25 protein-coding genes are annotated in these 23,641 nt (G+C 68.5%); 13 read left to right on the top strand and 12 right to left on the bottom strand.

What is annotated here, in order from left to right:
- Window positions 1–19: 19 nt before the first annotated feature.
- The 3 genes from ACTJLD_RS31345 to ACTJLD_RS31335 all read right to left on the bottom strand — a co-directional run bounded on the left by ACTJLD_RS31345 (window position 20) and on the right by ACTJLD_RS31335 (window position 2,880).
- Entirely contained in the window at window positions 20–1,288 is a 1,269-nt protein-coding gene (locus ACTJLD_RS31345; RefSeq protein WP_059697953.1) for an MFS transporter, read from the bottom strand.
- Window positions 1,285–2,247, bottom strand: coding sequence for a PRC-barrel domain-containing protein (locus ACTJLD_RS31340; protein WP_440660566.1), 963 nt, complete (start codon window positions 2,245–2,247; stop codon window positions 1,285–1,287). Before ACTJLD_RS31340 ends, ACTJLD_RS31345 begins: the two co-directional genes overlap by 4 nt.
- Window positions 2,248–2,544: 297 nt before the next feature.
- Window positions 2,545–2,880 carry a YggL family protein gene (locus ACTJLD_RS31335; protein WP_027786829.1) on the bottom strand — a complete coding sequence of 112 codons (336 nt, stop codon included), beginning with the start codon at window positions 2,878–2,880 and terminating at the stop codon, window positions 2,545–2,547.
- Between the two features lie 332 nt (window positions 2,881–3,212).
- Here ACTJLD_RS31335 and ACTJLD_RS31330 point away from each other — a divergent pair, with 332 nt between their 5' ends.
- On the top strand, window positions 3,213–3,593 hold the full coding sequence (locus ACTJLD_RS31330) for a DUF1493 family protein (protein ID WP_440660641.1): 381 nt from the start codon (window positions 3,213–3,215) through the stop codon (window positions 3,591–3,593).
- A gap of 17 nt (window positions 3,594–3,610) precedes the next feature.
- Here the strand turns inward: ACTJLD_RS31330 and rng are convergent, their stop codons facing one another.
- From rng to upp, 9 genes are all read right to left on the bottom strand, one after another.
- Window positions 3,611–5,080, bottom strand: coding sequence for a ribonuclease G (rng, locus tag ACTJLD_RS31325; protein ID WP_021161094.1), 1,470 nt, complete (start codon window positions 5,078–5,080; stop codon window positions 3,611–3,613).
- Window positions 5,081–5,088: 8 nt separating this feature from the next.
- Window positions 5,089–5,721, bottom strand: a complete 633-nt coding sequence (locus ACTJLD_RS31320; protein ID WP_060086010.1) for a Maf family protein — start codon at window positions 5,719–5,721, stop codon at window positions 5,089–5,091.
- 51 nt (window positions 5,722–5,772) lie between these two features.
- A complete protein-coding gene (gene rlmH, locus ACTJLD_RS31315) occupies window positions 5,773–6,243 on the bottom strand; it encodes a 23S rRNA (pseudouridine(1915)-N(3))-methyltransferase RlmH (RefSeq protein ID WP_006484265.1) in 471 nt (156 codons plus the stop codon).
- A gap of 25 nt (window positions 6,244–6,268) precedes the next feature.
- Window positions 6,269–6,715 (bottom strand): ribosome silencing factor, encoded by a 447-nt coding sequence (rsfS, locus tag ACTJLD_RS31310; protein WP_440660564.1) that lies wholly within the window; start codon window positions 6,713–6,715, stop codon window positions 6,269–6,271.
- A gap of 4 nt (window positions 6,716–6,719) precedes the next feature.
- Window positions 6,720–7,421 carry a nicotinate-nucleotide adenylyltransferase gene (locus ACTJLD_RS31305; RefSeq protein WP_060193461.1) on the bottom strand — a complete coding sequence of 234 codons (702 nt, stop codon included), beginning with the start codon at window positions 7,419–7,421 and terminating at the stop codon, window positions 6,720–6,722.
- 41 nt (window positions 7,422–7,462) lie between these two features.
- Entirely contained in the window at window positions 7,463–8,383 is a 921-nt protein-coding gene (gene hemF, locus ACTJLD_RS31300) for an oxygen-dependent coproporphyrinogen oxidase (RefSeq protein ID WP_060357720.1), read from the bottom strand.
- 117 nt (window positions 8,384–8,500) lie between these two features.
- Window positions 8,501–9,778 (bottom strand): phosphoribosylamine--glycine ligase, encoded by a 1,278-nt coding sequence (purD, locus tag ACTJLD_RS31295; protein WP_021161100.1) that lies wholly within the window; start codon window positions 9,776–9,778, stop codon window positions 8,501–8,503.
- A gap of 104 nt (window positions 9,779–9,882) precedes the next feature.
- The gene (locus tag ACTJLD_RS31290) at window positions 9,883–10,611 is read right to left on the bottom strand and encodes a YebC/PmpR family DNA-binding transcriptional regulator (protein WP_011352741.1); all 729 of its coding nucleotides are present in this window, start codon (window positions 10,609–10,611) and stop codon (window positions 9,883–9,885) included.
- Window positions 10,612–10,828: 217 nt separating this feature from the next.
- Window positions 10,829–11,479, bottom strand: a complete 651-nt coding sequence (upp, locus tag ACTJLD_RS31285; RefSeq protein WP_011352740.1) for a uracil phosphoribosyltransferase — start codon at window positions 11,477–11,479, stop codon at window positions 10,829–10,831.
- Between the two features lie 231 nt (window positions 11,480–11,710).
- Here upp and ACTJLD_RS31280 point away from each other — a divergent pair, with 231 nt between their 5' ends.
- From ACTJLD_RS31280 to sugE, 12 genes are all read left to right on the top strand, one after another.
- Window positions 11,711–12,490, top strand: a complete 780-nt coding sequence (locus ACTJLD_RS31280; protein ID WP_027786835.1) for an SDR family oxidoreductase — start codon at window positions 11,711–11,713, stop codon at window positions 12,488–12,490.
- A 55-nt stretch (window positions 12,491–12,545) separates the two neighbouring features.
- Window positions 12,546–12,938 (top strand): methylglyoxal synthase, encoded by a 393-nt coding sequence (locus ACTJLD_RS31275; RefSeq protein WP_059697949.1) that lies wholly within the window; start codon window positions 12,546–12,548, stop codon window positions 12,936–12,938.
- 175 nt (window positions 12,939–13,113) lie between these two features.
- Complete coding sequence (locus tag ACTJLD_RS31270; protein ID WP_059688483.1) at window positions 13,114–14,088, top strand: quinone oxidoreductase family protein; 975 nt, start codon at window positions 13,114–13,116, stop codon at window positions 14,086–14,088.
- A 190-nt stretch (window positions 14,089–14,278) separates the two neighbouring features.
- Window positions 14,279–14,401 (top strand): hypothetical protein, encoded by a 123-nt coding sequence (locus tag ACTJLD_RS31265; protein WP_255221841.1) that lies wholly within the window; start codon window positions 14,279–14,281, stop codon window positions 14,399–14,401.
- Window positions 14,398–14,490 carry a K(+)-transporting ATPase subunit F gene (kdpF, locus tag ACTJLD_RS31260; RefSeq protein ID WP_006752209.1) on the top strand — a complete coding sequence of 31 codons (93 nt, stop codon included), beginning with the start codon at window positions 14,398–14,400 and terminating at the stop codon, window positions 14,488–14,490. Before ACTJLD_RS31265 ends, kdpF begins: the two co-directional genes overlap by 4 nt.
- Window positions 14,487–16,292: a potassium-transporting ATPase subunit KdpA gene (kdpA, locus tag ACTJLD_RS31255; protein WP_027786840.1), complete on the top strand. Its 1,806-nt coding sequence runs from the start codon at window positions 14,487–14,489 to the stop codon at window positions 16,290–16,292. Before kdpF ends, kdpA begins: the two co-directional genes overlap by 4 nt.
- 46 nt (window positions 16,293–16,338) lie before the next feature.
- Complete coding sequence (kdpB, locus tag ACTJLD_RS31250; protein ID WP_060357719.1) at window positions 16,339–18,423, top strand: potassium-transporting ATPase subunit KdpB; 2,085 nt, start codon at window positions 16,339–16,341, stop codon at window positions 18,421–18,423.
- Between the two features lie 25 nt (window positions 18,424–18,448).
- The gene (gene kdpC, locus ACTJLD_RS31245) at window positions 18,449–19,030 is read left to right on the top strand and encodes a potassium-transporting ATPase subunit KdpC (protein WP_060207729.1); all 582 of its coding nucleotides are present in this window, start codon (window positions 18,449–18,451) and stop codon (window positions 19,028–19,030) included.
- 148 nt (window positions 19,031–19,178) lie between these two features.
- Window positions 19,179–22,022 (top strand): DUF4118 domain-containing protein, encoded by a 2,844-nt coding sequence (locus tag ACTJLD_RS31240; RefSeq protein WP_354006599.1) that lies wholly within the window; start codon window positions 19,179–19,181, stop codon window positions 22,020–22,022.
- Window positions 22,015–22,713 carry a two-component system response regulator KdpE gene (kdpE, locus tag ACTJLD_RS31235; RefSeq protein ID WP_027786844.1) on the top strand — a complete coding sequence of 233 codons (699 nt, stop codon included), beginning with the start codon at window positions 22,015–22,017 and terminating at the stop codon, window positions 22,711–22,713. The genes ACTJLD_RS31240 and kdpE overlap by 8 nt, the downstream gene beginning before the upstream one ends.
- Window positions 22,714–22,871: 158 nt before the next feature.
- Window positions 22,872–23,156: a putative hemolysin gene (locus ACTJLD_RS31230; protein ID WP_119339102.1), complete on the top strand. Its 285-nt coding sequence runs from the start codon at window positions 22,872–22,874 to the stop codon at window positions 23,154–23,156.
- A gap of 137 nt (window positions 23,157–23,293) precedes the next feature.
- A complete protein-coding gene (gene sugE, locus ACTJLD_RS31225; RefSeq protein WP_027786846.1) occupies window positions 23,294–23,614 on the top strand; it encodes a quaternary ammonium compound efflux SMR transporter SugE in 321 nt (106 codons plus the stop codon).
- Window positions 23,615–23,641: the final 27 nt, after the last annotated feature.

Raw genomic sequence — 23,641 nt, 5'->3', positions numbered from 1 at the left:
TAGCGGCGGCGCGCGGGCGTCAGTGCGCCTGTTCGGGCGACGCGGCGGCCGGTTCGTCGGCTGCCGCGTCGCCGTTCTCGACGCGCGTTTCGGGCATCACGAGCCAGACCAGCAGCACGGCCAGCGCGCCGGCGCCCGCGAGCCCGAAGAAGCTGACGGCATTCCCGAAATGATCGGCGACGTAGCCGGCAGCCGCGGTGCTGAGCGTCGCGCCGATCCCGGCCGCGAGCCCGAACAGCCCGATGCACAGGTTGTAGCGGCCCTTGCCGCCCGCGACGTCGGCCGCGATCAGCGGCAGCATCACGCCGAACACGGCGGCGCTGATGCCGTCGAGCATCTGCACCGGCACCAGCAGGTACGGGCTGCTCACGCCCGCGAACAACAGCGCGCGCACCGGCAGCGCGGAGAAGCCGAGCAGCAGGATCGGCCGGCGCCCCCAGCGCTGCGCGGAGCGGCCGACCCACGGCGACAGCATCGCGACGATCGCCTGCGGCACGATGATGCACGCGGCGATCACGAGCTGCACGTTCTCGCCCATCCCGGCCGTGACCTCACCGGCCGCGAGGTTCAGCATCGCCGCGTTCGACAGGTGGAACAGCACGACGCACGCCGCGAAGATCAGCATCCGGCGGTCGCGCAGCAGTTCGAGCAGTGTCTCGCGTTCGCCGGCTTCGTCGCGGTCGCCGTGGTCGTCGGGCTTCGACGATTGCGGGATCACTTCGTGTGTCGGCTGGATCATCGCGAGTGCGAACAGCGCGGGCAACGCCAGCACGGCGGTCAGCCAGAACACCGCACGCGCGGAGAAGTATTCGCCGGTGAGCCCCATCAGGCCCGCCGCGACCGCGCTGCCGATCGATGCCCAGCGCGCGTTGCGGCCGAGCCGGTCGCCGAGGTCGGCGCGGCCGACGAGCGAGAACGAGATCGCGGCCATCGCCGGCACGAGCATGCAGCTCGCGAAACCGTGGAACACCTCGGCGGCGATCACCGGCACGATCGTCGGGCTCGACGCGAGCAGCACCGCGGACAGGATGATGGCCGCGATCGCCCACGCGGCCGCGCCTTTCTTGTTCTTCAGCGCATCGACGGCCGCGCCGCCCGGCACCTGGCTGACCATCGCGCTGATCGTGCCGATCGACAGCACCATGCCGATCTCGCCCTGCGTCCACTTGTGCGACGCGAGGTAGGACGCGATGAACGGACCGAACCCTGTTTGAACGTTTGCAACGAAGAAGTTGAGCCAGTCGAGGGACCGGAGACTGCGTACGCTGACGGAATGCTTGATCGTCATCGGGTCGCACTCGCAGACGAAGCCGGTGCCGGGGCAACGGGCGGGTAGACCGCGACGATCGGCTTGTCGGCCGCGTAGGGCGGCGACGCCTTGATCTGTGCGTCGTTCAGGTCGAGCTGCGGACGCAGTGCCTTGTCGCGCGTGACGAAGCGCAGCGCGCCCCAGCTCGCGGCGATCGAACGGCGGTCGGTATTGACGAGCCCGCCGAGGTCGAGCACGACAGCCTGCGGCTGCGACGCGCGGTCGATCAGCACGTCGACGATGCGGCCGATCTTCGTGCCGTTCGGGCGCTCGACGTCGCTGTCGAGCAATGGCAGGCGCGTCGTGGGCGAGGCCGCGGCCGAACCCGACAGTGGCACGGCCTTGGGCCGCGCGGCCGGCGGCAGGTCGCCCGACGGCACGTCGAGCACGATCGGCTCCTGTTTGCCGCCCGGCGTGAAGCGGAACACGTTCCACGGGAAGATGACCTTGCGGTCGCCGACGCCCATGAAGCCCTGCAGGTTGACGACCATCTCGCGCGGCTTGCCGCTCGCGTCGGTCACCATGTCGACCGCGCGGCCGATCACCTTGCCGTTGCGGCGCGCGACTTCGCTGTCGAGCAGCGCATGGATCTGCGTGCGGTCGAGCGGGCGCGTCGCGACGATCGGCGCGGGCGGAGGCGGCGGCGGAGTCGGCGATTCGGGGCGCTGCACGGGCTTCGGCCGCGTGACTTCGCGGTGCGGCTTTTTCGGCGCTTCCGGCCCTTCCGGCTGCGTCGGCGCCGGCACGGGCGGCATCGTCAGCGGTTCGCCGGCGGTTTCCTGGATGGGCTCGACGAGCGCCTCGCTGATCGGCGCGGGCGGATTCTGGACCGGCAGCAGCCCGCAGCCGGACAGCAGCGCGGCGGCGGCGAGAATCAGGAAGACCGTCGAGGACGGCAACGACTTGCGGGATGCGTGAAACGGAAGTCCGCCGCTCATTGACACTCACTCCATGGGTCGGGGGCGGCCCGAGGGCACGCGGCTGGCGATGGATGGCGGGTGCGGGCGGCGCACCACGCGAGGGGAGATTTTAACGTGTCTTCCTTTCAGGGCCGATTTCGACGGCTTGCTGGAGGCGGACTGTCGGGAAAAGGTAGGGATCGGCGGCGGTCGCGTCGCCGTGGGGCGACGGGGAAGCGACCGGGCGAGGGGCCGTGCGCATGGGTGCCGGCCCGGCCTGCCGCCGTCATGGCGGGCAGGCGCGGGCGCTGCATGAATGCAGGGGGAAACCGGGCGTCAGGCTTCCGGGTACCACGCGTCGGAGAATTCGCTGACCTGCACGTCGGTCAGTTCCGGACGGGCGGCGAGCCAACCGCGCACGAGTTCGCGATCGGCGTCGGTCGTCGTGCCGCGCGGTGCGCCGGAGATCACGTACGCGCCGATGCCTTCGTCCGCCGACGCGACGGTCAGCAGACCGTTCGCTTCGACGAAGTCGATGAACGCGTCGATCAGCTGGCCGCGTTCGAGGTCGGTCAGTTCGTTGCGGTAGTGCGCGGTTGCGTTGAACGCGAGTTCCTGGAATTCGCCGATGTGGAGTTTCTTGCGCTGGCGGCGGTTGTGGCCTTGGCTCATGGTGTGTGGTGAGTGAATGAGAGGGGAATGGATCGTGCGGCCGGAGGCGGCAGCGAAAGGATGACGCATGGCGCCGTCTCGATCGCGTGTCATCGCGGAGGCGATCGTGAAACCATTCGTGAACATTGACGCGATGGGCGTTTCGTGATGCGGCTTGGCCCGGCGGCTCATCGCGCGCATGACCGAATGATACAGGGACGGCGGGCTGCCTCGGCTTTGCTATGGCCGGCGGCTACTCGAACGACAACGAGGGTCGCATGTCGGACGATCGCAATGCGTTCATTGGACGTATCGATCTCGAGGCGGGCGGCCTGTTTTTCCGGGATTCTGAAATGCCGACCGATACGTGGGAAAAGCTGGCTGCATTCACGCGCGAAGAACAGGGTCGCCCGTTGATCGGCGGCGAACTGAAGATCGCTCCGTCGTCACGCCTCGAAGAGGATCTGTATGTGACCGGAATCGACGCAATCGAATTTATCGACAAGTGGGCCAAAACGTTTGGCGTGCCGGCCGGCGATTTTCCCTGCGGCCGCTATTTCGGCCCGGAGGAACAGGATAGGGTGACGACGTTTCTCGCGATGTTTTCCGAGCGTTATCGCAAACCACCGCGCGTGTCGTTGACGCTCGGCATGCTGGAGGAAGCGATGCGGCTCGGCCGTTGGGACAGCAATGCGATCGAGCCGGCCGCAACGTTAACCGCTCACACGAAATAACCGGACTCGAACGGCCGTTACATCAGCACGATGTCGTATTGCTCCTGGCTCAAATTCGACTCCACCTGCAGCGACACCGGCTTGCCGATGAAGTCGATCAGCATCGCGAGATGTTGCGATTCCTCATCGAGGAACAGGTCGATCACCTGCTGCGCGGCGATCACGCGGAATTCGCGTGGGTTGAATTGCCGTGACTCACGCAGGATTTCGCGCAGGATGTCGTAGCACACGGTACGCGACGTTTTCACCTGGCCCTTGCCCTGGCAGGTCGGGCACGGTTCGCACAGCACGTGCGCGAGCGATTCGCGGGTGCGCTTGCGCGTCATCTCGACGAGCCCGAGCTGCGAGAAGCCGTTGACCGTCACGCGCGTGCGGTCGCGCGACAGCGCCTTCTTCAGTTCGGACAGCACCGCGTCGCGATGCTCGGCGTTCTCCATGTCGATGAAGTCGATGATGATGATCCCGCCGAGGTTACGCAGCCGCAGCTGCCGCGCGATCGTATGCGCGGCCTCGAGGTTGGTCTTGAAGATCGTGTCGTCGAAGTTGCGCGCACCGACGTAACCGCCCGTGTTCACGTCGATCGTCGTCATCGCCTCGGTCTGGTCGATCATCAGGTAGCCGCCCGACTTCAGGTCGACACGGCGCGACAGTGCGCGCTGGATCTCCGTCTCGATGTTGTACAGGTCGAACAGCGGCCGTTCGCCCGTGTAGTGGTGCAGCTTCGGGCTCACGGCCGGCGTGAACTCGGCCGCGAATTCGGAGAGGCGCTGGTAGGTCTCGCGCGAATCGACCTGGATGCGCGTCGTGTCGTCGTTCGCGAAATCGCGCAGCACGCGCTGCGCGAGATCGAGATCCTGGTACAGCAGGCTCGTCGCCGGCAGCCGCTGCGCCTGCCCGACGATCGTCGCCCATGTCTTGCGCAGGTACGTGACGTCGCCGGCGAGTTCGTCGGAGGTCGCATCCTCGGCGATCGTGCGCACGATGTAGCCGCCTTTCTCGTCCGGCGGGATCACGGCGGTCAGCCGCGCGCGCACGGCCTCGCGCTCGGCCTCGCTCTCGATCTTCTGCGAGATGCCGATATGCGGCTCCTGCGGCAGGTAGACGAGCGTGCGGCCCGCGATGCTGACCTGCGTCGACAGCCGGGCGCCTTTCGTGCCGATCGGGTCCTTTATGACCTGGACCATCAGCGTCTGGCCCTCGAACACGGTCTTTTCGATCGGCTGGTGCGGCGTGCCCGACTGCGGCTCGCCCGCGAGGCGAGGATGCCAGATGTCGGCGACGTGCAGGAACGCCGCACGCTCGAGGCCGATGTCGATGAATGCCGACTGCATGCCGGGCAGCACGCGCACGACCTTGCCGAGATAGATGTTGCCGACCCGCCCGCGCGACAGCGTGCGCTCGACGTGAAGCTCCTGCACCGCGCCTTGCTGGACGAGTGCGACCCGCGTTTCCTGCGGCGTGAGGTTGATCAGGATTTCTTCGTTCATGGTGGGATTCAGAAGGCGACACGCGCGGCGCGCAACAGCGCCGCGGTCTCAAAAAGGGGCAGACCCATGATACCTGAATGGGAACCGTCGATTCGCTCGATGAACTCGGCGGCGCGCCCCTGGATCGCGTACGCGCCGGCCTTGCCGAACGGCTCGCCCGATTCGACGTAGCGTGCATACGCATCGCGCGACGCGGCCGCGAAGCGCACCGACGAGCGCGACAGCGCGGGCGGCAGCAGTTGGCCGTCGGCATCGATCACGGCGACGGCCGTCAGCACTTCGTGTTCGCGGCCCGCGAGGCGGGTGAGCATCGCGAGCGCGTCGTCGGCGTCGGCCGGCTTGCCGAGGATCGCGCCGTCGATCGTGACGGTCGTATCGGCGACCAGCACCGGCGAAGCCGGCTTGCCGCTCGCGACGAGGCGCGCACGCGCGGCCTCGGCCTTGGCGACGGTCACGCGCCGCACGTAGGCATCGGCGGCTTCGCCGGGCAGTTCGGCCTCGAGCGCTTCGGCGTCCTCGTCGGGGCGCGGCAGCAGCAGCTCGAAGCGTACGCCGATCTGCTGCAGCAGCTCCTGGCGGCGCGGGCTTTGTGAAGCGAGGTAAAGGGTGGGGAAAAGTGCGGGGGGCGTGCTGGACGGCATGGTGTCGTTATCTCGGTGAGCGCGCGAGGCGCGCGTCTCGAGGACGACACGTCATGCGCGGTGGTAGGGGTGATTCTGCGTGATGCTCCACGCCCGGTAAAGCTGTTCGGCGAGCAGCACGCGCACCATCCCGTGCGGCAGCGTCATGCTCGAGATGCGCAGCAGCACGTCGGCGCGCGCTTTCAGTTCCGGATCGAGCCCGTCGGCACCGCCGATCACGAACGCGACGTCGCGGCCGTCCTGCTGCCAGCCGGGCAGCGCCTGCGCGAGCTGCATCGTGGTCCAGTCGCGGCCGCGCTCGTCGAGCGCGACGAGGCGCGCGCCCTTCGGCAACGCGGCCTCGATCTTCTGCCGCTCGGCCGCCATCACGCTCTCGGCGCTGCGGCCGCCCGAACGCAGTTCGGGCTTGATCTCGCGCAACTCGATGCGCAGTTCCGGCGGCATCCGCTTCGTGTATTCGTCGAAGCCGGACGCGATCCAGCCCGGCATCTTGTGGCCGACCGCAAGAATGAAAAGCTTCATCGGGAGACGCGTAACGACTCGGGGCTCAACGGCGGCGGGCGGCCGTCTTGCGCGCCGGGCGTGCGGGCGCGGCTTCTTCCTCGTCCTCGTCGCCTTCGCTGGCCGTGGCGAAGCCGTTCCCCTTGCCGCCGCCGAGCTTCATCCGCACGGGCTTGTCGCCCCAGATTTCCTCGAGGTTGTAGTACTGGCGCAGGGCCGGCTGCAGGATGTGCACGACCACGTCGCCGCAGTCGACGAGCACCCATTCGCCGGTGTCTTCGCCTTCGGAGCTGACGATGTCGCCGCCGGCTTCCTTGACCTTGTCACGCACGCTCGACGCGAGGGCCTTGGTCTGGCGGTTGGAGGTGCCCGAAGCGACGACCACGCGGTCGAACAGTTCGGTCAGGTGGCTGGTGTTGAACACCTTGATGTCTTGCGCCTTGACGTCTTCGAGGGCGTCGACGATCACGCGCTGCAGTTTGCGAATATCCATGGATTCAGGAATGGTAGAGGCGATGTTGAAGAATATAGGCCCATACGGCGGCCGGCACATGCTCGGCCGATGCGTCGGGCATTTGCGCATGGCGCGCGATGCATTCGCGCAGGTGTGCGCGGATGTCGGTCGCGGCGATGTCGAACGAAAGGGTCGTATCGATCAGCAGGTGCCCGCCCGGCGTGGCCTTCAGCACGTCGGCGCCGGCCTGCCGCGCGGCGATTTCCCGCGCGACGTCCGGCGGCGCCGCGCCGAGATCGAAGCCCGGGCGCGTCGACACGCAGATGTGCGCGTAGTCGAACAGCGTGCGCCAGTCGCGCCACGTGTCGAGGCGCACGAGCTGGTCGGCGCCGATCAGCAGCGACAGCGACGCGTCCGGGCCGATCCGCGCGCGCCAGCGCGCGAGCGTCTCGACCGTGTAGGTCGGGCCGGCGTGCTCGATCTCGTCGGTGGCGACGGTCACGGTCACGCCCGGCAGGGACAGCGAGCCGGCGGCCGCGCGGGTCATCGCGAGCCGATGCTCGGCGGCCGACACGTCGCGCTTCTGGTACGGCTGCCCGGCGGGCAGCAGCACGAGTTCGGTCAGGCCGAGCAGCCCGGCGAACCGGCGCGCGAGCGCGAGATGGCCGTCGTGGATCGGGTCGAAAGTGCCGCCCAGCAGGCCGATACGACGCGGCAGCGGGGCGGGGCGGGCGATGGTGTCCAGAAAAACGTGTCCTGTTCTTGGGGCGGCGGGGCGCGACGGGCTCAGACCCAGTCGCGCGGCACGAGGAACTCGCTCAGGCGCGCTTCCGGCGAGCCCGGCTCGGGCTGCCAGTTGTAGCGCCAGTTCGCGACCGGCGGCATCGACATCAGGATCGATTCGGTCCGGCCGCCGCTTTGCAGGCCGAACAGCGTGCCGCGGTCGAACACGAGGTTGAATTCGACGTAGCGGCCGCGCCGGTAAGCCTGGAAGTCGCGCTCGCGCTCGCCGTACGGCAGCGCGGCACGACGCTCGACGATCGGCAGGTACGCGTTCAGGAACGCGTCGCCGACGCTTTGCATCATCTCAAACGAGCGTTCGAATCCGGGCTCGGAGAAATCGTCGAAGAAGATCCCGCCGACGCCGCGCGTCTCGTTGCGGTGCTTCAGGAAGAAATACTCGTCGCACCACGCCTTGAAACGCGGATAAAGCTCGGCGCCGAACGGATCGAGCGCGTCCTTGCAGGTCTGGTGGAAATGCCGCGCGTCGTCCTCGAACGGATAAACCGGTGTCAGATCCATCCCGCCGCCGAACCAGAAGACCGGCGCTTCGCCGGGTTTCGTCGCGATCAGCATCCGCACGTTCATGTGCACGGTCGGGCAGTACGGATTGCGCGGGTGCAGCACCAGCGACACGCCGAGCGCCTCGAAGCCGCGACCGGCCAGCTGCGGACGCGCGGCGCTCGCCGACGGCGGCAGCGCGTCGCCCGCGACGTCGGAAAAACCGATCCCCGCGCGCTCGAACACGCGGCCGCCTTCGAGAATCCGCGTGCAGCCGCCGCCGCGCAGGCGCTCTTGCGGCCCGCGCTGCCACGCATCGGTCGCGAGCGGCGTGCCGTCGAGCGCACCGAGCGCGTCGGCGATGCGTGTCTGCAGGCCCTGGAGGTACGTGCGCACGCGCGTCACGTCGTAGGTCGAATCGGTCATGTCTGGACTGGGTGCCCCCGTGCGAAGCGGGGCCGTAAAAAAGGCATCTGCCGGGCATTCTATCGAACCCCGGCAGAGGACCCGCCGCCGCGCGAGGGCGGGGCGGCGGTTGCAACGTTACGCGCTCTTGCGGTTGAGCGCGCGGAAGCCGATGTCGCGGCGGTACTGCATGCCTTCGAAATTGATCTGGTTGATCGTGTCGTACGCATGCTGCTGCGCTTCGCGCACCGAATCGGCGAGGCCGACCACGCACAGCACGCGGCCGCCGGACGTCGTCAGCTTGTCGCCGTCGAGCGTCGTGCCCGCATGGAACGTGACCGCCTGTTCGGTCTCGGCCGGGATCCCGTTGATGCGGTCGCCCTTGCGCGGCGCGTCCGGATAACCGTGCGCGGCCAGCACGACGCCGAGCGCGGTGCGGCGGTCCCAGTCGAGCTCGACCGTGTCGAGCGTGCCCGCGATCGCCTGCTCGACGACCTTCGAGAAATCGCTCTTCAGGCGCGCCATGATCGGCTGCGTTTCCGGGTCGCCCATCCGGCAGTTGAACTCGAGCGTGCGCGGATTGCCTTCCTTGTCGATCATCAGGCCCGCATACAGGAAGCCCGTGAAGCGGATGCCGTCCTTCTCCATCCCGCGCACGGTCGGCATGATGATCTCGCGCATCACGCGTGCGTGCATCTGAGGCGTGACGATCGGCGCGGGCGAATACGCGCCCATGCCGCCGGTGTTCGGGCCGCGATCCTCGTCGAGCAGGCGCTTGTGGTCCTGGCTGGAAGCCAGCGCCAGCGCGTGCTTGCCGTCGACCATCACGATGAAGCTGGCTTCCTCGCCGTCGAGGAATTCCTCGATCACGACGCGCGCGCCGGCGTCGCCCAGCTTGTTGCCCGACAGCATCATGTCGACGGCCTGATGCGCTTCTTCCAGCGTCATCGCGACGACGACACCCTTGCCGGCCGCGAGGCCGTCGGCCTTCACGACGATCGGCGCACCCTTCGCGTCGATGTACGCGTGCGCGGCGGCGACGTCGGAGAACGTTTCGTACTCGGCGGTCGGGATGCCGTGGCGCTTCATGAACGCCTTCGCGAAATCCTTCGAGCTCTCGAGCTGCGCGGCTTCGCGGGTCGGGCCGAAGACCTTCAGGCCGCGTGCGCGGAACAGGTTGACGATGCCGGCCGCGAGCGGCGCTTCCGGCCCGACGAGCGTGAACGCGACGCCTTCGCTTTCCGCGAAATCGGCGAGTTCGTCGAGCGCCGTGATGTCGACGTTCTTCAGACGCTCGTCCTGTGCCGTGCCGCCATTGCCGGGCGCGACGTAGACCATCTGGACGCGCGGCGACTGCGCGAGCTTCCACGCCAGCGCATGTTCGCGGCCGCCGGAACCGACGACGAGTAGTTTCATGGGATTCCCCGCAGACTAGAAAACAGGGCGGCCGGCACGCTCAGGCGCGCCGGCCGCGGATTCGATCGGGCCGCCGCCGCAAAGGGTGCGCGGCGGCCGGCATCTCATTCCTCGACGATGACGGCGTTCGTATACACGTCCTGCACGTCGTCGAGGTTCTCGAGCGCGTCCAGGAGCTTCTGCATCTTCGCTGCGTCGTCGCCGGTGAATTCGACTTCGTTCTGCGGCTTCATCGTCACTTCGGCGAGTTCGGCCTTGAAGCCGCCGGCTTCGAGCGCGTCCTTCACCGCCGAGAATGCCTGCCAGTCGCACAGCACTTCGATCGAGCCGTCGTCGTTCGTGTTCACGTCGTTCGCGCCGGCTTCGAGCGCGGCTTCCATCAGCGCGTCTTCCGACGTGCCGGGGGCGAACAGGAACTGGCCGACGTGATCGAACATGAACGCGACCGAGCCGTCGGTGCCCATGTTGCCGCCGAACTTCGAGAACGCGTGGCGGACTTCCGCGACCGTGCGGGTGCGGTTGTCGGTCAGCGTGTCGACGATGATCGCCGCGCCGCTGATGCCGTAGCCTTCGTAACGGATTTCCTCGTAGTTCGCGCCGTCCGCGCCGCCGACGCCGCGATCGATCGCGCGCTTGACGTTGTCCTTCGGCATGTTCGCGTCGGCCGCCTTGTCGACCGCGAGACGCAGGCGCGGGTTCGAGTTGACGTCGCCGCCGCCGAGGCGCGCCGCGACCTGGATTTCCTTGATCAGGCGAGTCCAGATCTTGCCGCGCTTCGCGTCGGCCGCTGCCTTCTTATGCTTGATGTTGGCCCATTTCGAATGACCAGCCATACCTTTCTCCGTGCCCGGGCGCGCAGCGCGGGCGATTGTTTCAATGTGTCGTTGAGTCGGCGGCCGTGTCGGCGGGCATGAAGCCGCGGGGCCGCGCGTGTCGAGTGGATCGAGATTTTATCACGCGGCGACCGCCGGATCGGGGCCGCCGCGCATGGCCGAACGGCCGGGTGGGCCGCCGCGAGCCGGGCCGCGCGCCGCGCGGCCGTGCCGGGGCTCAGTTCTTGGTGCCGAACAGGCGGTCGCCCGCGTCGCCCAGGCCCGGCACGATGTACGCGTGCTCGTTCAGGTGCGAATCGAGCGACGCGACGAACAGCTTCACGTCGGGGTGCGCGTCCTGGAACACCTGCACGCCTTCGGGCGCGGCCACCAGTGCGACGAACATGATGTTCGCGGCCGGCACGTTGCGGCGTTTCAGCACGTCGACCGCGTGCACGGCCGAGTAGCCGGTCGCGACCATCGGGTCGCACAGGATGAAGATGCGGTCTTCCAGATCCGGCAGGCGCACCAGGTATTCGACCGGGCGATGGTCGTCGGCGCGGTACACGCCGATATGGCCGACACGCGCGGAGGGCACCAGATCGAGCAGGCCGTCCGACATCCCGATGCCCGCGCGCAGCACCGGCACGATCGCCAGTTTCTTGCCCGCGATCACCGGCGCGTCGACCTCGACGAGCGGGGTTTCGACCCGCTTGGTGGTAATCGGCAGGTTGCGGGTGATCTCATAGCCCATCAGCAGCGTGATTTCGCGCAGCAGCTCGCGGAACGTGCGGGTGGACGTGTCCTTGTCGCGCATGTGCGTGAGCTTGTGCTGGATCAGCGGGTGATCGGTGATGAAGAGATTCGGGAAACGGCTGTCCTGTTTCATGACGGGGGGTGCCTTGGCGGCAAAAGAGGATCGGGGGCGGGGGCGGGCGCAAGCCGGCCGCGCGCTTATGTCCGCAATTTTACCAAGGCGCGCCGCATGATCCGGATAATATCGACGTCTCACGACAATCCGCGCGCCTGCGCCCGCCCGTTCGCCTGCCTGGCCCGCCCGTGGTCCGGGCGCCGAATCGGCCGGGCCGCGCCGGCGCGTGTCGCCACCAAGGAATCGACGATGGATCTCGGCATCGAAGGAAAGACCGCGCTCGTGTGCGCGGCAAGCAAGGGGCTCGGTCGCGGCTGCGCGGAAGCGCTGGCCGCGGAGGGCGTGAACCTCGTGATCGTCGCGCGCACGCGCGACACGCTGGAGGAAACCGCGGAGGAGATCCGCGCCGGCGCGAACGTGTCGGTGACCGCGGTCGCCTGCGACATCACGACGCCGGACGGGCGTGCGGCCGCGCTCGCCGCGTGCCCGCAGCCGGACATTCTCGTGACGAATGCGGGCGGCCCGCCGCCCGGCGACTTCCGCGACTTCTCGCACGACGACTGGATCCGTGCGCTCGAATCGAACATGCTGACGCCGATCGAGCTGATCCGCGCGACCCTCGACGGGATGATCGCGCGCCGCTTCGGCCGGATCGTCAACATCACCAGTTCGGCCGTGAAGGCGCCGATCGACGTACTCGCGCTGTCGAACGGCGCGCGCTCGGGGCTGACCGGATTCGTCGCGGGGCTGTCGCGCAAGGTCGCGGGGCAGGGCGTGACGATCAACAACTTGCTGCCGGGCTTGTTCGACACCGACCGGATCGCGACCACGCTCACCGCGTCGGCGAAGGCGCAGGGCGTGACGGTCGACGAGATGCGCGCGCGGCGCACGAAGGAGATCCCGGCCGGCCGCCTCGGCACGCGCGCAGAGTTCGGCGCGGCGTGCGCGTTCCTGTGCAGCGTGCATGCCGGCTACATCACCGGGCAGAACTGGCTGCTCGACGGCGGCGCGTATCCGGGCACGTTCTGACGCGCGTGTCCCGAATCACGATCACGACAACAACCGAACGACAAAGGAACCGGAGATGAGCAAAACCCGCATCGCCTTGATTGCGCACGACGCGAAGAAGGACGAGATCGTCGCGCTCGCGGGCGAATACCGCGCGACGCTCGCGCAATGCCGGCTGGTCGCGACCGGCACGACGGGCGGCCGCATCGCGGACGCGCACGGGCTGGAGGTCGAGCGCAAGCTGTCGGGGCCGCTCGGCGGCGACCTGCAGATCGGCGCGGAACTGGCGGACGGCCGCGTGGACATCGTCGTGTTCCTGCGCGACCCGATGACCGCGCAGCCGCACGATCCCGACATCACCGCGCTCGTGCGCGCGTGCGACGTGCACGACGTGCCGGTCGCGACCAACGTCGCGACGGCGCGGATGCTGCTCGACGATCTGGCGCGGAACATGCAGGACCGCTGCTAGCCCGCAGCGTGGCCCGATTGCCCCTGTTGCGGGCAGGGCCATGCACGGACGGCGGCGCCGGGCGAGAATCGTGCGTCGCGACGCGCCTGCCGCCGGCTGTTGCCTGCATCGATCGGCGCCGTGCGTCGGCGATCCGACCATTTCCCTGACCGACAGACAGACAAGGAGCGAAACGATGCCGAAAGCAATCCGATACGACCAGCCCGGCGGCCCGGACGTGATGAAGTGGGTCGATGTCGAGGTCGGCGAGCCGAAGGCGGGTGAAGTCCGCATTCGGCAGCACGCGGTCGGGCTCAACTACATCGACGTGTATTTCCGCACCGGCCTTTATCCGCAGCCGCTGCCCGGCGGCCTCGGGATGGAGGCGGCGGGCGAGGTGACGGCCGTCGGCGAAGGCGTGACCGCGCTCAAGGCGGGCGACCGCGTCGCGTACGTCGGGCAGCCGCCGGGCGCGTATGCGCAGGAACGCGTGATGCCGGCCGAGCGGCTCGTGAAGCTGCCGGACGGCATCAGCTACGACGACGCGGCGTCGGTGATGCTGCAGGGCCTGACCGCGCACTACCTGCTGCGCCGCACGTACCCGGTGAAGGCCGGCGACACGATCCTGATCCACGCGGCGGCCGGCGGCGTCGGCCTGCTGGTGTGCCAATGGGCGAAGGCGCTCGGCGCGACCGTGATCGGCACGGTCGGCTCCGACGAGAAAGCCGCGCTCGCGAAGGCGCACGGTTGCGACCATCCGATCGTCTATACGCGCGAGAACTTCACGCAGCGCGTGAAGGAGATCACGAACGGCGCGGGCGTGCCCGTCGTCTACGACTCGATCGGCAAGGACACCTACATCGGCTCGCTTGACTGCCTCGCGCCGCTCGGCTACTTCGTCAGCTTCGGCAACGCGTCGGGCCCGCTGCCGGCGATCGATTCGAAGGAGTTCTCGTCGCGCGGCTCGCTGTTCTTCACGCGGCCGACGCTGTTCTCGTACATCGCGAAGCGCGCCGATCTCGAATCCGCGGCCGCCGAGCTGTTCGACGTGATCCTGTCGGGCAAGGTGAAAACCAGCATCAACCAGCGCTATCCGCTCGCGGAAGTCGGCCGCGCGCATGCCGACCTCGAGTCGCGCAAGACCACCGGCTCGACGATCCTCGTTCCCTGATACATCCCTTCGTGCCGGCATCATGTCGGCACGCCCTCCCGGCGGGCGGCACCGGCGTGTCGCCCGTCCTGCCCATCGTTCCGCCCGCCGTTCCGCCGCCCGCGTTTACACGTTTTTTATACCCGCCCCGATACCTTTGACCCGTCCTTTACGTGCGTTCCCATAAGGTTCTAGTCGTCTGATTTCGACGATGGAGAACAGAAAAATGGATGGGGTTTTCATCGGCGCACTGGTGCTCTTCACCACGCTGATCCTCGGTTTGGTTGCCGGTTGCGACAAGCTCGTGCAATACGGTCGCGGGGGGCGAGCATGACCTGGATGCTCTGGCTGGCGGGCGCCTCGACGGCGCTGCTGTTCGCGTATCTCGTCTTTGCGCTGCTGCGCGCGGAGGACATCGAATGAACGCGAACAACCTGTTTCAGACGCTGCTCTTCGTCGTCGTGCTGCTGGCGGCGGCCGTGCCGGTCGCGCGCTACCTGTCCGCGGTGATGGACGGCAGTTCGCGCGTCGTGCGCGTGTTCGGGCCGCTCGAGCGCGCGCTGTACCGCATTGCCGGCGTCGACGCCGGCAGCGAGATGAACTGGAAGCAGTACGCGATCGCGACGATCGCGTTCAACGCGCTCGGCGCGCTGTTCCTCTACGGCCTGCTGCGCCTGCAGGGCTTCCTGCCCGGCAACCCGCAGCAATTCGGCGCGATGACGGTCGACGGCGCGTTCAACACGGCCGTCAGCTTCGTCACCAACACGAACTGGCAGGACTACACGCCCGAGCAGACCGTCAGCTACCTGACGCAGATGCTCGGCCTGACCGTGCAGAACTTCCTGTCGGCGGCAACCGGCATCGTCGTCGTGATCGCGCTGATCCGCGGCTTCGCGCGTCATACCGCGCAGACGATCGGCAACTTCTGGGTCGACCTCACGCGTGTGACGATGTACGTGCTCGTGCCGATGTCGATGATCGTCGCCGCGCTGCTGATGAGCCAGGGCGTGATCCAGAACATGAAGGCGTACCAGGACGTGCCGGTGCTGCAGGCGAGCACCTATGCGGCGCCGAAGCTCGACGCGCAGGGCAATCCGGTGAAGGACGACAAGGGCAACGCGGTCACGGTGCCGACCCCGCTCACGAAGCAGACGCTCGCGATGGGCCCGGTCGCGTCGCAGGAAGCGATCAAGATGCTCGGCACCAACGGCGGCGGCTTCTTCAACGCGAACTCCGCGCACCCGTACGAGAACCCGACGCCGTTCGCGAACTTCCTGCAGATCTTCTCGATCCTGATCATCCCGGCCGCGCTGTGTCTCGTGTTCGGCCGGATGATCGGCGACCGCCGGCAGGGCATCGCGGTGCTCGCGGCGATGACCGTCGCGTTCGTGCTCGCGATCGGCGTCGAGGTGAGCGCCGAGCAGGGCGGCAACCCGACGCTCGCCGCGCTTCACGTCGACCAGTCGACGGGCGCGTTGCAGCCGGGCGGCAACATGGAAGGCAAGGAAACGCGCTTCGGGATCGCGCAGACCGGCATCTTCACGGTCGCGACGACGGCCGCGTCGTGCGGCGCGGTCGACACGATGCACGATTCGCTGACGCCGCTCGGCGGCCTCGTGCCGATGCTGCTGATGCAGCTCGGCGAGGTGATCTACGGCGGGGTCGGCTCGGGTCTCTACGGGATGCTCGTGTTCGCGCTGCTCGCGGTGTTCGTCGCCGGCCTGATGATCGGCCGCACGCCGGAATACGTCGGCAAGAAGATCGAAGCGTACGAGATGAAGATGGTGTCGATCGTCGTGCTGCTCACGCCGCTGCTCGTGCTGGTCGGCACGTCGATTGCCGTGCTCGCCGATGCGGGCAAGGCCGGCATCTCGAATCCCGGCCCGCACGGCTTCTCGGAAATCCTGTACGCGTTCAGCTCGGCCGCGAACAACAACGGTAGCGCGTTCGCGGGCCTGACGGTCGGCACGCCGTTCTACAACTGGATGACCGCGATCGCGATGTGGTTCGGCCGCTTCGGCACGATCGTGCCGGTGCTGGCGATCGCCGGCTCGCTGGCCGCGAAGAAGCGCATCGCGGTGACGAGCGGCACGCTGCCGACGCACGGTCCGCTGTTCGTCGTGCTGCTGCTCGGCACGGTGCTGCTGGTGGGCGCGCTGACCTACGTGCCGGCGCTCGCGCTCGGCCCGGGCGTCGAGCACCTGATGATGTGGCTGGGCGCATGACGCGCGGCGACACGTTGAAAAGACTCGAGAGATTGAAGAGATCGCAATGACTCAACATTCCGCAACACGGTCCATGTTCGATCCGGCGCTGCTGCGCCCGGCGATCGTGGACTCGTTCAAGAAACTCACGCCGCGCACGCAGTTCCGCAACCCGGTGATGTTCTGCGTGTACGTCGGCAGCATCCTGACCACGATCCTGTGGATCGCGGCGCTCTCCGGTCAGGCCGAGGCGCCCGCGGGCTTCATCCTCGCGATCGCGCTGTGGCTGTGGTTCACCGTGCTGTTCGCGAACTTCGCCGAGGCGCTCGCCGAAGGGCGCTCGAAGGCGCAGGCCGCGTCGCTGCGCAGTGCGAAGAAGGACGTGATGGCGAAGAAGCTCAACGAGCCGCATCCGAAGTCGCCGATCCGCATCACGACCGCGACCGAGCTGCGCCGTGGCGACGTCGTGCTGGTCGAGGCCGGCGACGTGATCCCGGCCGACGGCGAGGTGGTCGACGGTGTCGCGTCGGTCGACGAATCGGCGATCACCGGCGAATCCGCGCCGGTGATCCGCGAATCGGGCGGCGACTTCTCGTCGGTGACGGGCGGCACGCGCGTGCTGTCCGACTGGATCGTCGTCAAGGTCACCGCGAACCCCGGCGAGGCGTTCCTCGACCGGATGATCGCGATGGTCGAAGGCGCGAAGCGCAAGAAGACGCCGAACGAAATCGCGCTGACGATCCTGCTCGTCGCGCTGACGATCGTGATGCTGCTGGCAACGGCGACGCTGCTGCCGTTCTCGATGTTCTCGGTCGAGGCGATGAAGGCCGGCCACGTCGTGACGATCACCGCGCTCGTCGCGCTGCTCGTGTGCCTGATCCCGACGACGATCGGCGGGCTGCTTTCCGCGATCGGCGTGGCCGGGATGAGCCGGATGATGCAGGCGAACGTGATCGCGACGTCGGGCCGTGCGGTGGAAGCGGCCGGCGACGTCGACGTGCTGCTGCTCGACAAGACCGGCACGATCACGCTGGGCAACCGTCAGGCATCGACGTTCGTGCCGGCGCCGGGCGTGACCGAGGAAGCGCTGGCCGATGCCGCGCAGCTGTCGTCGCTCGCCGACGAAACGCCGGAAGGCCGCAGCATCGTGGTACTGGCCAAGGAACGTTTCAACATTCGCCAGCGCGACATGGCGCAGCTGCACGCGACGTTCATCGGCTTCTCGGCACAGACGCGGATGTCCGGCGTCGATCTCCCCGGCCGCGAGATCCGCAAGGGCGCGGCCGATGCGATCCGTCACTACGTCGAGACGCACGGCAGCCGCTTCCCGGAAGAAGTGCGCCGGGCGGTCGACGAAGTCGCGCGCCGCGGCAGCACGCCGCTCGTCGTGGCCGACCTGCATGACGGTGCGGCGCGCGTGCTCGGCGTGATCGAGCTGAAGGACATCGTGAAGGGCGGCATCAAGGAGCGCTTCGCGGAGCTGCGCAAGATGGGCATCAAGACCGTGATGGTGACGGGCGACAACCGGCTGACGGCCGCGGCGATCGCGGCGGAAGCGGGCGTCGACGATTTCCTCGCGGAAGCGACGCCGGAAACCAAGCTCGCGACGATCCGCGAGCACCAGGCGGCCGGCCGGCTCGTCGCGATGACGGGCGACGGCACCAACGACGCACCGGCGCTCGCGCAGGCCGACGTCGCCGTGGCGATGAACACCGGTACGCAGGCCGCGAAGGAAGCGGGCAACATGGTCGACCTCGACTCGAACCCGACGAAGCTGATCGAGATCGTCGAGATCGGCAAGCAGATGCTGATGACGCGCGGTTCGCTGACGACGTTCTCGATCGCGAACGACATCGCGAAGTACTTCGCGATCATCCCGGCCGCGTTCGTGACGACGTACCCGCAACTGCGCGTGCTCGACATCATGCACCTGACATCGCCGGCCTCCGCGATCCTGTCGGCGGTGATCTTCAACGCGCTGATCATCGTCGCGCTGATCCCGCTCGCGCTGAAGGGCGTCACGTACCGGCCGCTCGGCGCCGCGTCGCTCCTGCGCCGCAACCTGCTGGTGTACGGCCTCGGCGGCGTGCTGCTGCCGTTCCCGTTCATCAAGCTGATCGACATGACGCTCGCTGCACTCGGCTGGGCCTGAACCGGCCGCCATTGAAGGAAACATCATGAAAACGTTGATTCGCCCGCTCGTCGTGCTCTTCGTCGTCCTGACCGCCGTGACGGGCCTGGCTTACCCGGCCGTGATGACCGTGTTCGGCCAGGCCGTGTTCCCGTCGCAGGCGAACGGCAGCCTGATCGAGAAGGACGGCAAGCCGGTCGGCTCCGCGCTGATCGGCCAGCCGTTCGATGCGCCGAAGTACTTCTGGGGCCGGCTGTCGGCCACGGCGCCGATGCCGTACAACGCGACCGGCTCCGGCGGCTCGAACCTCGGCCCGCTGAACCCGTCGCTCGCCGACCAGGTGAAGGGGCGCATCGCCGCGCTGCGCGACGCGGGCACCGACCTGTCGAAGCCCGTGCCGGTCGACCTCGTGACGGCGTCGGCGAGCGGCCTCGATCCGGAGATCACGCCGGCCGCCGCCGCGTACCAGGTCGAGCGCGTCGCGAAGGCGCGCAACCTGACGCCCGACGCGGTCGCGCAGCTCGTCGCCGCGAACACGACGGGCCGCCAGTTCGGCGTGCTCGGCGAGGCGCGCGTGAACGTGCTGAAGCTGAACCTCGCGCTCGACGCGGCGCAAGCCGCGCACTGAGCGCGTCCGGCAACCGGCGCCCGGCGCGGTCAGCCCGCGCCGGGCGCGCCTTTTCCCGACGGCGCTTGCGCCGTCTTTGCCTTTTGCGGCGATTTGGAACAACAATGCTCGTACTCGCGCGCATCCGGGCGCTCCGCCTTTCTGACGCATGAATCGTCCCGATCCAGACCAACTCCTCGACAAGCTGCAGCGTGACGAAGAAAAGCAGCGGCGCGGCCAGCTCAAGATCTTCTTCGGCGCATCGGCCGGTGTCGGCAAGACCTACGCGATGCTGCAGGCCGCGCGCCAGCGCCGGCAGGAAGGCGTCGACGTCGTCGTCGGCATCGTCGAGACCCACGGGCGCAGCGAAACCGCCGCACTGCTCGACGGTCTCGACGTGCTGCCGCTCGCGCGCATCGACTATCGCGGCCGCACGCTCGCCGAATTCGATCTCGACGGCGCACTCGCGCGCCAGCCGCAACTGATCCTCGTCGACGAGCTCGCGCATTCGAACGTGCAGGGCGCACGGCACATGAAGCGCTGGCAGGATGTGTACGAACTGCTCGACGCGGGCATCGACGTCTATACGACCGTCAACGTCCAGCACCTCGAAAGCCTGAACGACGTGGTCGGCGCGATCACCGGCATCCGCGTGTGGGAGACGGTGCCCGACCGCGTATTCGACGCGGCCGACGAAGTCACGCTCGTCGACCTGCCGGCCGAGGAACTGCTCGAGCGGATGCGCGACGGCAAGGTCTATCTCGCGCAGCAGGCCGAGCGCGCGGTGCGCAACTTCTTCCGCAAGGGCAACCTGATCGCGCTGCGCGAACTGGCGTTGCGGCGCACGGCCGATCGCGTCGACGCGCAGATGCGCGAATACCGCGCCGACCGCTCGATCCAGCGCATCTGGCAGGCGCGCGAACGGCTGCTCGTATGCGTCGGGCCGGGCCCCGAGGCGCCGACGCTCGTGCGCGCGGCCGCGCGGCTCGCCGCGAGCCTGAAGGCCGACTGGATCGCCGTCTATGTGGAGACGCCGCGGCTGCAGCGGCTGCCCGACGCGCGGCGGCAGCGTACGCTCGACGCGCTGAAGCTCGCCGCCGAACTCGGCGCGGAGACGGCCACGCTCGCCGGCGCCGACGCGGTCGCCGCGCTGATCGGCTATGCGAAGGTGCGCAACGTGTCGAAGATCGTCGCGGGCGGCTCGCCGAAGGTCGGGCTCGTGCGCCGCTTCGCGCGGCCGTTCGGCGAGCAGCTCGCCGAACGCGCGGGCGACGTCGACCTGATGCTGATCCGTGCGTCCGCAAGCGACGAGGCGCGCGCCGCGCCGCTCGACGCGCGTGCGCGCGACTGGCGCGACGCGTTCGCGCAGTTCGGCACGCATCGCTCGCCGCCGCGGCACTACGCGTATGCGGCCGCGATCTGTGCGGCGATCACGGTCGTCGCGAGCCTCGTGTCCGAGCGGCTCGACCTCACGAACCTCGTGATGCTGTACCTGCTCGGCGTCGTGTTCTCGGCCGTGCGGCTCGGGCGCGGCCCGGGCGTGCTGCAGTCGTTCCTGTCGGTGGCCGCGTTCGATTACTTCTTCGTGCCGCCGCGCATGTCGTTCTCGGTCAGCGATACGCAATACCTGCTGACCTTCTTCGGGATGCTGCTGACGTCGCTCGTGATCAGCCACCTGACGTCGACGCTGACGCGCCAGGCGAGCGTCGCGCAGCGCCGCGAGCGCCGCACCGGCGCGATCTATGCGATGGCGCGCGAGCTGGGCGCGGCGCTGACGACCGAGCAGATCGTCGAGATCGGCAGCCGTCACGTCGGCGAGGTGTTCCGCGCGCGCGTCGCGTTCCTGCTGCCCGACAGCGCGGACAAGGTGCGGCAGAAGATCGAGGAGCCCGACGCGGCCGTCACGCTGACGGGCGCCGACCTCGACAGCGACGTCGGCCAGTGGGTGTACGACCAGCAGAAGCCGGCCGGTCGCGGCACGGATACCTTGCCCGCGACGGTCGCGCTGTACCTGCCGCTGAAGGCGCCGATGCGCACGCGCGGCGTGCTCGCGGTCGCGTCACGCGAACCGCGCGAACTCGAGGTACCCGAGCAGCAGCGGATGCTCGATGCATTCGCCGCGCAGATCGCACTCGCGCTCGAACGCGTGCACTACGTCGAGATCGCGCGCGACGCGCTCGTCAACATGGAATCCGAGCGGCTGCGCAACTCGCTGCTGTCGGCGATCTCGCACGACCTGCGTACGCCGCTCACGACGATCGTCGGTTTCTCGTCGATGCTCGCGAACGGACGCGCGGCCGCACAGGGCGGCGACGCCGCGGCGGCCGAGCGCTTCGCGCAGCGCGAGGGCGAACTCGTCGATGCGATTCACGACGAGGCGCTGCGGATGACGGGCATCGTCACGAACCTGCTCGACATGGCGCGGCTGCAGGCCGGCAGCCTGCAGCTCAAGCGCCAGTGGTCGCTGCTCGAGGAAACCGTCGGCGCGGCGCTTGCCGCATGCAAGCGCGTGCTGTCGCGCCATCCCGCGCGCGTCGTGCTGCCGGCCGACCTGCCGCTCCTGCAGATGGACGCGGTGCTGATGGAGCGCCTGTTCACCAACCTGTTCGAGAACGCGGCGAAGTACACGCCGCCCGATACGCCGCTCGAGATCGGCGCGGAGCGCGTGACCGACGACGGGCTGCCGTTCGTGCGCGTGCATGTCGACGATCACGGCCCGGGCCTGCCGGCCGGCATGGAAACGCGGATCTTCGACAAGTTCACGCGCGGCGAGAAGGAATCGGCGACGCCGGGCATCGGGCTCGGCCTCGCGATCTGCCGCGCGATCGTCGAGGCGCACGGCGGTAAAATCGGCGCGCTCAACCGCACCGCACCCGACGGCCACGTGACGGGCGCGCGCTTCTGGTTCACGCTGCCGGTCGAGACGCCGCCGGCCGCGCCTGCCGTATCCGACGACGAACCCGAGGTGCCGGGTGCGTCGTCCCCATCCGAGTCATTGCCAGACCATGAGTGAACCCAGCCTGACCGTCGTCCTGATCGAGGACGAAAAGCAGATCCGCCGTTTCGTGCGCGCCGCGCTCGAGGAGGAGGACATCGCGGTGTTCGAGGCCGAGACGGGCAAGCAGGGGCTGATCGACGCGGCGACGCGCAAGCCCGATCTCGTGATCGTCGACCTCGGCCTGCCCGATACCGACGGCCTCGACGTGATCCGCGAGCTGCGCGGCTGGTCCGAGGTGCCGGTGATCGTGCTGTCGGCGCGCACGCAGGAAGAAGAGAAGGTCGCGGCGCTCGATGCCGGCGCCGACGATTACCTGACCAAGCCGTTCGGCGTGTCCGAACTGCGCGCGCGGATCCGCGCGCAACTGCGCCGGCGCAACCAGGGCGGCGCGAACGAGTCGCCGAAGGTGAGCTTCGGCACCGTGACGGTCGATCTCGCGCTGCGCCAGGTGTGGCGCGACGGGGAGATCGTGCACCTGACGCCGCTCGAGTACCGGTTGCTCGCCACGCTCGTGCGCCACGCGGGGCGCGTGCTCACGCACCGGCAGCTGCTGCGCGACGTGTGGGGGCCGTCGCACGTCGAAAGCCACCACTACCTGCGCATCTACATGGCGCACCTGCGCCAGAAGCTCGAGCGCGACCCGGCGCAGCCCGAGTACATCGTCACCGAGACGGGCGTCGGATACCGGCTCGTCGGCGCCGCATGACGGGCCGGGCCGGGCCGCGGCGGCGCACGTGCGCGTGACGTCGCGCGCCGGCAGGGTTGCGTCGGCGCGACAGTCTCGCGGCCGACGCGCGCGTTGCACACCCGGCGCTCATTCCCCGTTATCCTGACCGCTCCGCGAACGAAAACGAGGAGCGTGCAATGTCCGTCCGTCTGGTCGTCATCTGTGCGCTGGCGCTTGCCGCGTCTGGCGCGTTCGCCCAACCGCTGCCGCCCGGGCAGCAGCCGCCGTCGTCCCAGCAGGCGGCGGCCAATCCCGCTTCGGTCAATTGCACCAAGCTCGGCGGCCACCACACGGTACGCAACCTGTCGAGCGGGCAGGTCGGCATGTGCGTGTTCAAGGACGGCCGCGTGTGCGAGGAGTGGGCGCTGTACCGCGACGACCGCTGCGTCGGCGGCGCGACGCCGAAGCGCGTCTCGAACTGACCGGGCCCGGCCGGTCGCGCCCCCGGCCGGCCGCCGGCGTGTCCGTAAGCATCTTGTTATACTCGGCGCCGCCCGGGGACGACCCCGGGACATTCGCTTCAACGGGGACGGCCCCATCCGATACGGAGTACGTCGGGATGGCGTGGGTATGGTTGTTGATTGCCGGTTTGCTGGAAGTGGCCTGGGCGGCCGGCCTGAAATCGTCGGACGGCTTCACGAAGCTCGGTCCGTCGGTGTTTACGATCGTGACGGCGCTGGCCAGCTTCGGGCTGCTCGCGGTCGCGATGCGCCAGTTGCCGCTCGGCACCGCATACGCGGTGTGGACGGGCATCGGCGCGGTCGGTGCGTTCGTGTTCGGCATCGTGATGATGGGCGAGGCGCTGACCGCCGCGCGTGTCGCGAGTGCCGCGCTGATCGTCGCGGGGCTGATCGGCCTCAAGCTGTCGTCGGCGGCCTGACGACCGCATCCGGGTGCGCCCGCGCCC

Origin of the sequence: Burkholderia sp. 22088, from assembly GCF_052045915.1 — a bacterium.
GTDB lineage: Bacteria > Pseudomonadota > Gammaproteobacteria > Burkholderiales > Burkholderiaceae > Burkholderia > Burkholderia cepacia.
Note: the sequence above shows the minus strand (reverse complement) of the source record. Positions and strands in the feature narration are given on the sequence as shown.